Genomic DNA, 14,775 nt, shown 5'->3' on the forward strand with positions numbered 1-14,775 from the left:
TTTATGTGAGGGACTTAGTGTAACGTCATCTGATCATCATGTCAAATGATGGTCCTGAGTCTATATCTCTGGCCATAGGATATAACTCCCAATAGTAAAGATTATCCCAGGCATCAGACAGATCAGTTGCTTTCCATCGTGGAATGTTTGTATTTCTTTCAGAAGACTTATCCTTGCGTATCTCCTGATCTTTGATAGGTGCGTTCTTCATGGATGCATAACATTCCATTGCATTGTTGCCATTGATCGTGAAGCGTGGAAGGAATGAGTAGTCACCGGCCAGGTATTTAGAGAAGAAAAGAAACTTATCCATGTGGCTTATCTCATGGTTCTGGTAACGATGTATAACATTCCATTTCGCTGCAATCAACCACTTCTCTACTTCAGAGAAGTAACTATCTCTTGAAATAGCATCATTCTTTCTGGTGCCATCGCTCCCCCCATATAAGTAGATCGTTTTGTTTTTGTGGTATTTATAGTAGTCGGTGAATTGCTTGACCAGAATAGTGAGCGATTCATTTTCAACATAAAAATTCTTGATGGTAGGGAATGAATTTGAAGAAATTCTTCTTTGGGCGACAACACAGCAGTTCTGTGTTGAGCCAAAATCAAATGAAAGGTACAAGGGTGAATCTTTCAGGCAGTCTTTATCGCCCAATGAATTTATAGATCCTTCCTTTGAAACATCATGATTAATGTTGTCATAGTAGGAATAATCATAGGTATCATAATAGATAACCGATTCATTGAGGGATATATAGAATTTCTTGAAATTGAAATTGAAGCGCTGGTTATCAATTTCTACATCATAGATGATTTTAGGAAGCCTTCTTTTATTGTCCTTAAAATATTGCTCGCCAAGAATTTTCCTGTTGACCGTGGATGATGCTTCCAGATATAGATATCGGGAAGGATCTTCCTGCATCATTTTTTCATACTCAAAAACCCATTCACCATCAGCCGTCAGCGGCATGGTGCCGGTGAACAAGGTGCCAAGATGACGGCGTACATGCTCAAAGCGATCATTGTTTCCTCTTAAGGCCGGAAGAACATCAGCATCCAAAGCGGATTTCTTCAGGCGTGTGGCTTCATCAAATTTCAGCGCATCATAAGAACCTGACCTGGCCATTTCAGGCCGGTCAAAAGAAATGAATTCAATAGTAGCACCATTCCAGAAATGAATACAATTTGAATAATCCAGGGGCGGATGATAAGGCTCATCCCAAAGCCATTTCCTGGGGGCTTTATGCCCGATGAAATAATGAATGTTACGATAGATTCCTCGTCTTTCCCATTGATCAATGATGGCCGGCATTGATTTAGTGCGGACATGGAAGTAAGTCAGGCCGCCAAAACCAAATTTCCCCCTGGGCATCCGGATTATATCTTCGAGAAAATCATCAGCATGAATGGTTGTCTTGCCTGTTCCCCTACCTGCGATGAACATTTTATGAGGCACCGAGGAAAATTTGATAGCCAGCTGCGCATTGTTATAGTAAGGAGCGGAAACAATATCTATCATTTGGTTTCGATATGTGGAATATCTACAGTGGTATCAAGGTAATCACCGATGCGGCTCTGAGTGACCAGGTCATTGATCTGATCAAGCATAGCATTGATCTTTTCTTTTGCTTTGGGATCAATGACATGAGCAAATTGGCTGGTAAGAAAATCAATATTGATCTGAAGGATCTGAATAGGAGGATTGATTTTCGAGGGATCGGGCAAGTCCGGATCGTCTTTATCCAAGCCGTTCACCTTGGCATGAATTTTCTGTTGAAAGACTGCAGCAACAAACCAATGATATTTTTTAGTAGCCAGAAACATGGTCCAGGCCTTTTGATAAAGTTCTTTCGCATTTTCGCTGGCAAGGTAGCGTTCTGCTTCTTTTGATGATCGGTTAGTATCGCCAAAAAGACGTTTAGCTGAAGCGATATCAGAATAAGCACGTCTTTCAGTGATGCCATAAATAGAAACAAGCAACTTAGCGACATCACGATCAGATTTCAAGCCTTTATCGAGCATGAAAGTAAAAGCGGAAGTCCAGCGAAGTCTAATCTTTTCTAAATGATCAGGCAACGTATCTGTCCTGCCAAGTACACAATTACGAATTTGATCAAAATGATCATCTGTAGCAATATTTCTCATAATGCATCATCAAGTTTTGCATTCTCGATTAACTCAAGAAATTGCGATTGTGCCGGGGAGCTTCCGTTTTGAGCAAGATCATAGATCGATTTGCGAACGGAAGCTTCAGCTTTAAGCCGTCCCCTATTAAAATAAGTATATTCGGGTGAGCTTTCTTCTGTGACCAGGTAAGTGAGTTCTGCTAATTGACAGCCAATAATAATCGCAATTTCCTTAACAGAAAACATGAGGGCAGCATTTTCCTCGAGCTGGACTAAATCTTCTTCACTGAGTTTCGCCATTGTAAATTTGTTCTAAGATCCATCCTTTATGAAAATCTGCAACCTCTTTGGAAACAGTAATAGTACCGGATTCAAGCCTTGGATTACGCGTATAGTTTGGAGAACCATTAATTGAAAGACAAATTGAAGGAAGCATGAGAACGGTAACTTTAGCATGAATTTTAGCAAGCTTTATTTTCGTTGAATTTTTTTCAATGAAAGCAAGCTCAGCCGGTTTCCGGCTGGTATTTCGATAATCACAAAGCATATAAAGTTCCGTGATCAAAGATTCTTTTTGATATATAAAGAGCTGACGCATGGCAATTTCAGAAATTGCCCATGTTGTAATATAGACCTTGCCAGAGCCAAAGCGTTTCAGCAGATAATAAACAAGATCATGCATATTCCATGCACCATCAGAAACGAATGTAACAGAGTGATCAACAAGAAATTCTTTTGAATCAAACTCGTCAGCGATTACTTTTTGCTGGCGGTTCCAAAAGGTATGCTTATCCGGTCGTATAATTGAGCCGGATTTAGAGCCGGGAATGGTAGCACCTTGAACTTCTATAGCTTTAAAGAGTGCCATCAGGTACTTAGTTTAAATTCAATGTCATTTCTCTCGGCAATATATTCATTCAACTTTGTTTGATATTTAAACCGTGTAGCTTCTGTTTTGGCAGAAGCGATTTGCCTGGTATGCTTTGAGATATAAGATCGAAGTGTATGGAGGCGCTGGGACAATTTAAGCTGAGTTGAAATATCCTGAGCCGGAGGCAGAAATTTGTATTTTTTATAATAATCAATCTGCTTCCAGATTGAACGATTGTCTTTCCACATCTTAAGAATTCGAAGACATGAAATTTCGCACATAGGTTTTGATTGATAAGGAAGCTGATAGAATAAGGAAGCAGCTTCTACAAACATTGCTTTCTTTTTAGCTTCAAGTTGTGCAAGGACCGGATCAGAATTCTGTTCCCCTACTGTTGGCTTTGGAATTTTACTCGATGTTTTTAAGGATATTTTAAAAGGATTTACAGGATGACTGGTAGTAATGGATTTAGAACCGATCTGGCGTTGTGTTTTGCTTGGAAAAGGAGGACTTGCCCTTAAGATTCTGGTTAGTTCATATTTGAGAAGACGAGTAGTTCTGGCATTTTTGCCTTTAGAAACAAGCACCCGGGACATGTGTTTGTTATTGCCGAATGCGATGAAAAGGGCAAGTCCTTCATTCCAGTCTTGATTAACAGAATCAAGCCAGGTCGTGATATCTTCGGTTTTCATTAAAGTTCAAATGAACTTTTGTCAGGAAAACATTCTTGAAGATAGCGGAAAAGCTGTGGATTAACTCCATTGTTATTGAAGTTAAGAAATTTCTTTCCGGCACAGGCGGACCGGATCTGCCTGATATTTTGCTGGATATAAACTCCGGCTTTAACATCGCATTTCGGCTCACCGATGAGACAGGGTTTTGACTTGTAATTCATATTGAAGTACAAAGTCGAAAAAAGGAACGGATCATTCTTTAGTTCAGGTTTGTCAAACAATTCCTGCAGCAGGGATTTCCGGAACACTCTGGGCAGATGGGTTTCATAATTGAAGGTTGAATGATTGTTTGCCGTTAAATACCGGTAGGAATGAATTAGAAGGTTATTCCATTTCCGGGAGCCGGTGGATTTCTCCCTGATGAATTCTTCGCCTTCGATGAATGAATCAGCCTTCAGCAGGGTAATGTCTGAATAATCGACCGGGGAAACGAAAATGATGTCATCATAAGTATAGATGAAGGTATCGTCAACAATGTCAGATGCCAGCAACAATCTCATTTTGTTATTGACATCAAAGCAATGAGCATAAGGCATTCCGGCGATAAGATTTGAAGGAATATTCAATTCTTTGAGCTTATCATTAGCCCAACCTGGCAGGTCCCCGACTATGATGATCCGGAAAGGAGATTTGAAGTTTTTCTCAATAGATCGGATGGCATATTTAAGTTCGTCTGAAGTGGCCTTCTTGTGAACGTAAGGAATGACAATGTCTCTGGTTTTCATAAGATGAATTTAGATTGGAAGATGTCAACATATAGCGATTGAATTTTCGTAACAGTGGTGGATTTCATGTATTTAAACATGGCGTTCCCGGCCATGTTATTGACATCGAGGATATAAATGCGGCCGTCGGAGTTATTTCGAATGAGATCTATTTCTCCGAATTCAAGGCCAAAGCGTTTGGCAAACATTAACACATTGCCTATCTCTCCAGGAGACAGAATAGTTTGAATATCCTCAATGAATTCAACAGAATAAAGAGATCGAATGGGATCTGCGATAAGCCTGTATTTAAGAAAGCCAAAAGGGATTTCATTTTTAAAAACAGGCAAGCGGATGTCATGGCACAAAGAAGGCTGGCACCGGGAATCAAGGATGCGTTGGTAAATGAAGCCTGGTTCTTGTTTATAAGGTAAAGGGATGATGGTTGCATCGTGAGCGGCCTGTCTTTCTGATTTACGGATGGCAAAGCCAAAAGACTGAAAGGGATCTATAAGGGTGGAATAACCAAAGACATCTCTAAATACTTTATCGACATTAGATTTGCTGACATCGGCAACTTCAAGATTAATGACTTTAAGTCTTCCGGAAACAGCTCTCAAGACATCATCTGCCGGGCAATTGGTATTATTATCCCAATGCATGGCCAGGGAGAAATGATCTGTGTCATGATTACATGGAAGGTCCCCTATTGAGATGTTAAGATTGCGGCATACAGCCGTAATCTTACTGTAAGATTTTGGCAAATGAGGATAGAAAAGCATTTTCATGATACAAAAATGCAATTGCAAAAAAAGATTGAAAAGGACAAAAAAAGCCCTGCATTGCTGCAAGGCTTTAAAACACTAATTATTATGGATGGAAATGATTATGCTCCGGAAACAGAGGGCGAAGGTGAAGTTGAACCGGAACCTGAGTCAAGCAAGTCTTCAATGGAGCTTGAATAGATGGCCATGGGAAGGCTCTGCTGCGATTTGAAGGTGAAGGTTGTGCCTTTACCTTCAGCAACGGTTTTTCCCCAGGTGGATTCCCATGCATCCAACCAGACAGGATTGCAAGGCTCACCGATCAGGTAAGTCATGTTGGCCGAACAATTCTGAATCAGGATATAGAAATCCGAATTCATGTGCTTGGCTTTAAATTCCTGAATGGCTGCAGCCAGGCCGGGATGGAAGAATTCCAGTGAAATTTCAACTCCGCCCGAATCTTTATTATCGCCATTGAGTTTGGTTTCCTTCGGCTGGATGGTCTGGTTGGTTGCATAGATCATGTGAGCAAATTTGCCCAGGTTTAACTGAAAGGGACTGACAATGGTAATCAGGTCAACTCCCCTTGAAGGAAAGACTTTAACATCAGCCACAAGGATGGCATAAACAATCGATTTGAGTCCGCCACCGGCACCAGGGTTGGCAATATTTTGTTTCAAGATATCTACTAAATCGTACATGAGATTATATTTATTTTGGTTTAAGAACCCGTCAGCCGGTCCCAAGACCAGCCAACGGGTATCTGGTTAAATTATACAGAAGGAGATACTGAAGCCGAAGGCGACAAGGAAGCCGAAGGCGAAGGTGATGCAGAAGTTGAACCGGAAATGTCAGGCACATAAGCAAAGATTGCTTCTGCCATTCCAAAGCCGACAGACTCATGCCAATCTCCGAAAATGAGGATCTGGCGAACATCAGCCTGCACTTCGATATTGGAAGCGCCTTCGTTGGTATTGGTCAGGCGAATGAAGTTTTCTTTCGGGGTGCAGAACACGATATCAGTACCGGCCATTGAAGGCAGCGCAATGAGTTTCTTGTTTGAATCAAGTATAACTTGAGTTGCTCCGTTAAAATCATTATCAGCGCCATAGGTTTCTCTGAAATTGCGCTTGTATGCCCTGAACCAGGAAGGAGCCAGATAGATATTCATCGGAATACCCTGGTAGAGTTCGCTGATCCAATCAACGAATTCTTCAATGAATTCAACGATGTTTTCTTTTGTCATAGGACCGGCTTCCCCTCCATCGAAGAAGTTAACCTGAGTTGCAGGATCGGCAGCTTCATTTTCAAGGATGGTACAGAAGCCGTCCATTGATTTGCCGGTATTTTGGGCAACACCAGTAACAGGAGCAGCATACACACCTTTTCCGATGAGAAGTAATTCCCGGTTTTCTTCCACCTTTGGAATGACGAGTTCATCGATGACGTATTTGGTAATCGGCCAATCTTCACGAGATTTTCCTTCATCAGCCAAAAAACCGATCCATGATTCAACAATGTCATCAGGATAGAAAGACATATCAATTTTATGTCTGCGTTGAACGATGGTCAGGGGCGTGAATGTTGCCGTTCCTTTAGGAGTGAAACCCTTCTGAAAACCTTGAACCAGGTTATCGATAACAGCATGAGCCGTGCGATGTTCAAGATCTTTAGAAGCAATGGTTTTCATGTACTTCATTGACTCGGTTTTCTGAGTCAGGCGTTTCAGAATTTCCTTTTGCGCGGTCGCAATGTAGGTTCCAAATTCATTTTTCAGTTCTGTGAGAGAGATTGGCATAGCAGTATGAGTGTTTGTAGATTAAATAGAGTTTGCTGATTAGCTTAGAATTCTGTCTGCAGTTTTATTGTGAGCGTATGAATCAGCTACATTGGGAGCTGTAGCTTCGATATCATCTTTAGTTTTACCGGCAACTGTTTTGTCTGTAGCATCGACATTTTTAAGGCCGGTAATAAAGGCATTCATAGCGATCACCTTGGCATCCGAACTGGCGGCAGCGGCAATACTGACATCAATGGAATCGATGGAAGCATTAAGTGCTGCCAAAGCATTTGCGGAAGCCTGTGAGGAAGCGGTCAGGTCAATGACCTTTTGATTTAAGGCAGTGATCGCGGAAACGATCACATCAGCCGCTGAATCAATGGCAAGGCCAAGAGCTGTGGCAATAAGGGTAAGATTTTCCATTTCTGCAGGAGGTTTATTAGTGAATGAAGTGAACGAGTTTTTAAAAAAGTCTTTGAGTTTGGAAAGCAGTGGATCTGAATGATCCTGCTTCAGGAAAAAAGCGAAAAGCTGATCGGAGGTCATGACGGATGAATTATCCGGAGTCTTGGCATCTGCCCCATCGATCAAATCGACAAAGCCGGCTTCTTTGGCTTCAGTCGCGGTAAGCAAATGATCCTTGAAGTCAAAATATTTATTTCTGATTTCAAGCTCTGTCAGGCCGGTTTTGGAAGAAAGACTGGTGATCAGCGATGAGTCATACCGGTCAAGCATATCGGCAGTTTCCCGGAAATCAAGTGAATTGCCCATGGCCCATCCGGATGCGTTATGAAAAAGCATCAGGGAATTCTTGGCTGCATGAACGGTTTTTCCGGCCAGGGCAATAATGGCTCCCATGGAATAAGCAATACCATCAATATAGGTATGGGTATCTTTTTCGCAGGAATTGATGATGTTGTAAATAGGCAGACCTTCATCAATGATTCCGCCTGGTGAATTGATATGAATATTTATACGGTCGCAGGATGCCGATACTTTATTGAATTCTTTGACGAATGCGGCAGCATCCCAACTATTTTCATCCCACCAGGAATAACCGATAGGACCGTAAATATACATATCAGCGGTCTTACCATTAATGATGACATTGGTGAAGGAATTTTTCATATTACCGTTTCAAAAAAAATTGTAGTCCGGATGATCAGACTACAATATTAAAACGGTACAAATGGCTGAAAAAGGACTGAATTACTTCTCCATGTAAGCAGGATCAGGCGTTGAAAGCGATAATGCAATTTCATACCCGTTATAACCTTGCACCTGGCCAGGTAATAAAAGTTTGCCTTTTATGGTCATCGGATTTGAAGGAGTACCGTAAATACGGACCAGGGAATTTCCATCTGTTACACGAAGAATGACTCCAAAGGCAGCAAATGAATGAAATTCATTAATCAATTCCAATCTGTCTTTTGGACAGCGGAAAACGAAATCATAAGAATACAATGTTCCGGCCGGTGTTATCTCAGAAGATCCGCCACCGGAAAACGAGGATGCAGTTGCATACAAGTCTTTCCAGTTAGCACCCTCGACAAAAGTCAGAAAAATCTTATAATCGGGAAAGATGGTGAAAGCACTGATATCAGAAGGGTAGGCAAACTGGATAGACCTGATTCCTCCTATGTTCTGGCCTGTATGTTTTGAAATTGCAGTCATCTGTTAAAAAGTTAAAAGGTTAATATACAAACAGTTGGGATTTAGGGATTATTTCGGGCGCTAGCATAACAAATTATTTATGGTTTAAATGGCATTTTTTCCGGTGCCGGAAGTAAATGCGTTTCAGGGAATCATACTGGAAGTGATCAAAAGAAATGTTGTTATAATCCATGAAATTGATGATAGCGGTCTTGAAAGGAATGTTATCATGGAGGCAGCATTTATCCATATATTCAAAAAAATGCCAGCAGAACATATGATAAAGGTGGGATTGAATTTTTGAAAAGCTATTAGGTGAAATATAGTTGAACTTTCTGATATCACGAACATGGTTATAGGGCAGTTCAAAGGTAATTACATTGGGGCCTGGGATCAATGGCCTGTAGTGAGCCGGTGTATGCGTAAGATAATCAGCAAGCAAAGGTAATAGCTTAGATTTTTCATCTGCTTTAATAGGATGCTCCCCATAGTAATGAACCAGATAATCGACCAGGTAAGGCCGCATATAAACAGAAACATAAACCGGATTCTCAGCCATTGAAGTTTTGATTAGTGGAAAGAATTAGTGGACACAGGCATTTTATTCATTTTAGGGTTGGTGGGCTAATATTTCGACCTACAATACCCTACACGACCTACAACTCAGTAAATCAGAATAATAGATCAATTTATATGTAGGGCGATGTAGGGCAGAAAATATTTTGAAAAAAGATCATTTTAGATCAACCCTACATCACCCTACATTGCCCTACCAGTATTTTCCTATGTTTTATCAATAAATAGTATAATAATAAGTTCAATATCATTCTAATTAAAATAACTGTAGGGCTGTAGGGCAGTGTAGGGCAAGGTTTTGGCATAATCAGGAATTATAAGGTTTGATATGGTCAATTACAGGTGTATTGTTGCCAAATAAGTCAATCATTGTTTTATTAATCTTCATCAGTTGACACAGAAACGCCATAAGGCTTTGATTTTGGACCGTTTGGTGCACTTTCCAGCAAGCGGATCATATTTATATTCAAAGCATGATAGTCAAAAACATAAGACGAGGTAACCTGTTTAGTCTCAACCGGCTCCCCTTCCGCTATAACATAATCCTTTCTGGTAAAACGAGTTGAATTTTCAACACCAAGGAAATGCTTAGAATTTTCCAGGTAATACTTCAGGGTTGCGGATGGTAAAAATTTCATACTGGACCTTTTCGCGTGTTCAGAATAAATTTTATAAACACTGGTAAACTTTATTTTAATGACAGTCATCGGCTGCGGAAGTATGATATCTCTCGATTTTTCCTGAATATGCTCTGCATGCGCCACAACAAAATGCCATTTATCAATCAAGGTATTATTATCGAACAATGATTCAACCAGGTCCCAAAAGATTGAGATTTCATTACTGGAAGCTATTTGAGCATTTTGATTGACCATAGATTTGATGGCCGATTTTTTAAGATCATCGAAAGTGAAGGGAAGATCCAGGTTTTCTTCTAAAGTTAAGATCGAAGCAAGCATAGCGCACCAATTGCGGAGAATTCTATCTTCAACGACCGTTTCACCAAGGTCTTTAAGAAGGATGGACAAAGCATTGTCGTAATTTTCATAGTAATTCTCTACAAAAAAGGATCTGTATTTGAGTATTTCAGCGGTAACATGGGAAAGTCCCTGCTTTTCCATGTCTTTTAAAAGAGTGTAACTCTCTTTTTCAGCGATGGAATACTCTGTCTGGTGAAACTGGAGAAACATGACTCTGGAAAATAAGGCAACATCAGCGGTAGGCATTTCCTGACCGGAAAGGATCACGGCAGAATTAACCAGGGTGGTTTCTTTTTTCTTTCCTTTATCATAGTTCAAGCGGTTTCTCCCGATGGAATCATAAATGGATTTCAGGGTTTCAATTTTATCATACTCGATATTGTTTTTGTATTCATCAATCCAGGCGAAAGCATTGATGAACTGCTGAATATGTTCGGCCAGACCTGCCTTGGTGCCGTTATGGATATTGAATGGCGTCTGCTGCTTCCCAAAAAGGCAGGAAAGCGACATTGCCATCTGGCTTTTTCCGGTGCCTTTGGGACCGAACAGGTTCAGGATCGGGAAATTTGAGAACAAATGAAGCAGATGATCCCTGAACAATGAAGAAATATAGAAGGCAATACCGAATTTGGCATTTTCTCCGAAAACCTGGATAAACATTTCAGCCCATTTGCGGATCGTAACATCTTTTTTAAGATAGATGAATTTGCGCTCATCAATGAACACTGATTTATCATTGATGTAAATGTTTGAGAAGGCAGGAATGAAGAAATTCCGGTCATGAAAGGCAATCAGGCCGGTACTGTCAAGTTCGGTAAAACCTTCTTCGGTAGAAATTCCATTAGCCCATGCCCAAAAGCCTTCTCTTTGCCATCCCAGGTTACGAATTTCGGCGCAAGTCTTTGTTTCTTCGTACCATTTCTGCTTGAGCTTGGTAAGATAATATTCTGTACCCCAAAAAAGGAAGTTGCCTTTTCCCTCTATTATTCTCTTAAAATTCATGATGGAAGTCATCTCCGTCATGTCAAAATCAATAGTCACCTTATGGCCGGCATAATTGGTAAGTTCAAAAATCCTTCGGGTATCAATAGTGCTTTCTACATGATAAAGCGGTTTCATGACAAAGTTTGAATACTGTTGTATCCCATCCTTTGTGCTGAAATGGTATTCGTTATTATCTTCATAGAAGCCCCATTTATGAAAGTCAGCGGGATTAACATGAGATGGCAGTTTAACGCCGGCTTCGACCGGTGTAGTCCGGGCGGCAATGGCAAACTGACTGACTTTATCAGACAAAAGTGACTGAGCAATTTTGAATTTTTTACAGATCTTAGATATGAATAATGTGACTAGGGATTCTTCCTGATATAGGGAAAGGATCAAAGCCACGTCCCTGATGGCTTCATTGCGAAGTACAGGATCATCCTGGGTGCCGGTGAATAGTTTGTCTGCCAGCCAGAGGGGAAAGGCCAGACGGTTGCCAATGATGAATTCAGGCATCTTGATCTTAGGATTCTCCCGAATGTAAGAATCCGGATCTTGGGAAAAAGGTAATTCAACGATGGAGGGAAATAGGCCGTTTTCAAGACAGATACGGGCATTCTTGATCGATGCCTTTTGTCCGGCCGGATCGCCGTCATAGAAAAGAACTGCATTTTTACTGTATCGGGAAAGCATTTTAATCTGGTCCTTACTCAAGGCTGTTCCGCAAGGTGCAACAGCATTATATACGTCAGCTGAATGAAGTGAAATAACATCGGTATAGCCTTCGACAATAATGGAGAAATCGAGTTTACGGATTGAATCCTGGGCGAAAAACAGCCCAAAGAGAGTAAAGGACTTGTTAAAAACAGGCGTATTGGTAATATTCAGGTATTTGCTTTGCTTGAGTTTAGAAGTTTCGAAGACGCGGCCAGCAAAAGCGCAGATGCGCCCCTGAGTATTATGAATAGGAAAGATAATTCTATGGCGGAAGAAGTCATAAGTAACCAGCTTATCATTTTGATGGATAAGACCGGACAAAAGCAAAAGCGTTTCGGAATAACCAGCAGCAAGCGCCGCTTGATGAAATTTATGATAATCGTTGTAGGCATAACCGATATTGAATTCCACCTGGTTATCGGCATTAACTCGTTTATTGGCGTAATCCAGAGCGACCGGTGAGGAAGGCAAAGCCTGACGAAAATAGGAAGCTGCGAATTCATTAAGGTTAAACAACTCTTCTTTTGTATTGGTCTTATCGACTTCTTCCTCGTTGTAAGATTCCTCCTTTGGGATTTCGATGCCATACTTATCGGCCAGGTAAGTTATGGCCTCGGGGAAGGACATTCCTTTATGGACCTTGAGGAATTTTACAACTCCGCCGGAGATATCCGAGGAAAAGCATTTAAAGATTTGCTTAGCCGGGCTTACACTGAATGAAGGAGTCTTTTCATCATTGAAGGGGGATTTCCCGATCCAGTTTTTACCTTTTTGTTTGAGCTGAACAAACTGACCGATAACATCAACGATGTCAGCTTGATCAAGAATCGTTTCAATGACTGAGTTTGGAATCATAGACAGGATGTTCTGGATTTGGTTAAAGATGAGCGTAATAACCGCCGGGAGAAAATTGAAAATGGCATTTTTCTATGGTGTAGGCTCAATGAGATCATTGTGGTCTTCGATTCCTGTATATGAGCTTATTAATTGAAGGCTTTCAAATTCAGTGAAACAACGGTTATTTTCACTAAGCCAGCGGTAATATGTCCTCGGCGTAATGTTGAAATAATCGATAAGGGCATCTTTTAGCCTTGAATTTGATCTAATCTTGTTTAAAGTGGTCTTTTTTAATTGCATAGTAACAATAAATTAAGAATTTACTTGACTTCTATATAAATTGTGCTAAATTTGTCACAATAATGAGACACCAAAAGTAGATTACAGCTAATAATATATCAAGATATTGTTAGTAAATAAGTGGAGTAAATATTAACAAAATTTCAAATGTTTGATATCGAACTTATTAAACGAAAGGCAAAAGAAGTAAAGATGCCGCTTGCTGAGTTAGCAGAAAAAATAGGATATTCTGAAGCCGGATTTCATAAAGCCATAGCCAACGGCACATTAAATTTAAAAGCCATTATTAGACTAAGCCAGGTGTTAGATTTGCCGCTGGAAGATTTTATTCAAAATAAGGAAGTAGTAACATTAGCAACGGTTATAGATAAGACACATCAGGAAGAACCTGGTCGCAAATGGAGTGATATGATAAAAGGCATAGAACAAGAGAGGGAAAATTTAAGACTGACGATTGAAGGTTTATTGGAGCAATTAAAAGAGAAGGATAATCAATTAAGAGAGAAAGATAATCAGATCGATAGATTCATCATTGCTATGAGTCAAAAAGATGAATTAATTAGCGATTATCTCTACATGCTCAAGCATTTGACGTCGGATAGGTTTAAAAACATTGATAATGATATGTTAAAAGGTAATCCTAAACCGTACAAAGAGTTACAAGAAAAAGAGTAGGCTTCCAAATGGAAGACTATAAAAATAGTCGTAAAACAGCTATAAAGGCTAAATAAAAGTGTTCATTCCTTAGTGGTAATTGCTTCTCCGCAACCTATTGAACTGTAAAAAAGTAACAGTTATTATACTATTAATTATAGGGCATATTAATAGCTTTTATTTGATGGATTTACCCAATAGTATCTGATAAACTTCTATGAATATATTTAACTCTATTTCAACGCCTTCAATCGTTCGTCTTCAACTATTTTATTAATTAAAACTGTGATAATTTTATAGAGTTTCGAATTCTCTGTATAATCTGCCGGGGCAATAAAATCTGCACGTTTTTGTATGATGAGATCTTCACAGGTTTGTTTTGCGGATAGTTTATCTTTCTTTTTTCTCCTGTGCGGATCATAAACAGCAATAGCAGTTCCGCCCTCCTGTTTGATCATTTTCATGGCCGGCACATCTGTCTCTCCATCACCCAAATAAATCATCCTTGAAAAAGGTATGGGCCTTTTCTCATGCTCTACAAATTTGTTGATCAGGGTATTATCATACGAATTGTTGATTCCTTTGTTAATCCTGAACAGGTATTGAGTTTTATTGGTATAATTGATCGCCAATGCTGGCCAGATGGCTACATCGTTTGCATCAAAGACAAAGCCGGAGGCGAAAATGTTTTTAAAATTTTTCGCAATACTTGTACCTTTTATAATATCTCTGATCCCTGAGGAAATGATGTGATGATCAATGGAAGCATCCTTTTCTGCAGCGTAATGGTTTATTCGGTCAAAAAAAGATTCGACACCATTAAAAAAGCGGATGTCTTTGCCATGATCCAGAAACGCTCTCCTGGTAACCGGGATGTGCTTTTCATCGGCTTTTTGCAGCATCAGTTGCATATAGGCCAGTATATCATCCATATCCTGGTCCTTTGCCCTGGCATTGGATGTTTTCCAAAATTCCGCCTTATTAATGCCAAGCTTTGGGATAAAAGAATGTTCCTGCATATTCCCCGGCGCAAGTGTGCCGTCAAAATCATAGGCGATGGCGATTCTAACCAGCGTTTTGCTCATAATAATC

The 14,775-nt window shown here is 40.1% G+C and carries 15 protein-coding genes; 1 reads left to right on the plus strand and 14 read right to left on the minus strand.

Features of this window, described 5'->3' with window-relative positions; translation table 11 throughout:
- Positions 1-25 precede the first annotated feature (25 nt).
- From M0Q51_06510 to dnaG, 13 genes are all read right to left on the minus strand, one after another.
- Positions 26-1,522, minus strand: a complete 1,497-nt coding sequence (locus M0Q51_06510) for a hypothetical protein (GenBank protein MCK9399632.1) — start codon at positions 1,520-1,522, stop codon at positions 26-28.
- A complete protein-coding gene (locus tag M0Q51_06515; GenBank protein ID MCK9399633.1) occupies positions 1,519-2,148 on the minus strand; it encodes a hypothetical protein in 630 nt (209 codons plus the stop codon). The genes M0Q51_06510 and M0Q51_06515 overlap by 4 nt, the downstream gene beginning before the upstream one ends.
- A complete protein-coding gene (locus M0Q51_06520; GenBank protein MCK9399634.1) occupies positions 2,145-2,429 on the minus strand; it encodes a hypothetical protein in 285 nt (94 codons plus the stop codon). Before M0Q51_06520 ends, M0Q51_06515 begins: the two co-directional genes overlap by 4 nt.
- Positions 2,413-2,997: a hypothetical protein gene (locus M0Q51_06525; GenBank protein MCK9399635.1), complete on the minus strand. Its 585-nt coding sequence runs from the start codon at positions 2,995-2,997 to the stop codon at positions 2,413-2,415. The genes M0Q51_06520 and M0Q51_06525 overlap by 17 nt, the downstream gene beginning before the upstream one ends.
- On the minus strand, positions 2,997-3,692 hold the full coding sequence (locus tag M0Q51_06530) for a hypothetical protein (GenBank protein MCK9399636.1): 696 nt from the start codon (positions 3,690-3,692) through the stop codon (positions 2,997-2,999). Before M0Q51_06530 ends, M0Q51_06525 begins: the two co-directional genes overlap by 1 nt.
- Positions 3,692-4,459, minus strand: coding sequence for a hypothetical protein (locus tag M0Q51_06535; GenBank protein ID MCK9399637.1), 768 nt, complete (start codon positions 4,457-4,459; stop codon positions 3,692-3,694). The genes M0Q51_06530 and M0Q51_06535 overlap by 1 nt, the downstream gene beginning before the upstream one ends.
- On the minus strand, positions 4,456-5,226 hold the full coding sequence (locus M0Q51_06540; GenBank protein ID MCK9399638.1) for a hypothetical protein: 771 nt from the start codon (positions 5,224-5,226) through the stop codon (positions 4,456-4,458). Before M0Q51_06540 ends, M0Q51_06535 begins: the two co-directional genes overlap by 4 nt.
- Positions 5,227-5,324: 98 nt before the next feature.
- Positions 5,325-5,903: a hypothetical protein gene (locus tag M0Q51_06545; GenBank protein ID MCK9399639.1), complete on the minus strand. Its 579-nt coding sequence runs from the start codon at positions 5,901-5,903 to the stop codon at positions 5,325-5,327.
- A gap of 71 nt (positions 5,904-5,974) precedes the next feature.
- Positions 5,975-7,000, minus strand: a complete 1,026-nt coding sequence (locus tag M0Q51_06550; GenBank protein ID MCK9399640.1) for a hypothetical protein — start codon at positions 6,998-7,000, stop codon at positions 5,975-5,977.
- 39 nt (positions 7,001-7,039) lie between these two features.
- Entirely contained in the window at positions 7,040-8,110 is a 1,071-nt protein-coding gene (locus M0Q51_06555) for a Clp protease ClpP (protein MCK9399641.1), read from the minus strand.
- An 81-nt stretch (positions 8,111-8,191) separates the two neighbouring features.
- Positions 8,192-8,656: a hypothetical protein gene (locus M0Q51_06560; GenBank protein ID MCK9399642.1), complete on the minus strand. Its 465-nt coding sequence runs from the start codon at positions 8,654-8,656 to the stop codon at positions 8,192-8,194.
- 73 nt (positions 8,657-8,729) lie between these two features.
- Positions 8,730-9,194 (minus strand): hypothetical protein, encoded by a 465-nt coding sequence (locus M0Q51_06565; protein MCK9399643.1) that lies wholly within the window; start codon positions 9,192-9,194, stop codon positions 8,730-8,732.
- A 394-nt stretch (positions 9,195-9,588) separates the two neighbouring features.
- The gene (dnaG, locus tag M0Q51_06570; protein ID MCK9399644.1) at positions 9,589-12,747 is read right to left on the minus strand and encodes a DNA primase; all 3,159 of its coding nucleotides are present in this window, start codon (positions 12,745-12,747) and stop codon (positions 9,589-9,591) included.
- Between the two features lie 429 nt (positions 12,748-13,176).
- Here dnaG and M0Q51_06575 point away from each other — a divergent pair, with 429 nt between their 5' ends.
- On the plus strand, positions 13,177-13,704 hold the full coding sequence (locus tag M0Q51_06575; GenBank protein MCK9399645.1) for a hypothetical protein: 528 nt from the start codon (positions 13,177-13,179) through the stop codon (positions 13,702-13,704).
- Between the two features lie 212 nt (positions 13,705-13,916).
- Here M0Q51_06575 and M0Q51_06580 read toward each other — a convergent pair whose 3' ends face one another.
- Complete coding sequence (locus M0Q51_06580) at positions 13,917-14,768, minus strand: haloacid dehalogenase-like hydrolase (GenBank protein ID MCK9399646.1); 852 nt, start codon at positions 14,766-14,768, stop codon at positions 13,917-13,919.
- Positions 14,769-14,775: the final 7 nt, after the last annotated feature.

The organism is Bacteroidales bacterium (genome assembly GCA_023229505.1).
Lineage (GTDB): Bacteria > Bacteroidota > Bacteroidia > Bacteroidales > JAGOPY01 > JAGOPY01.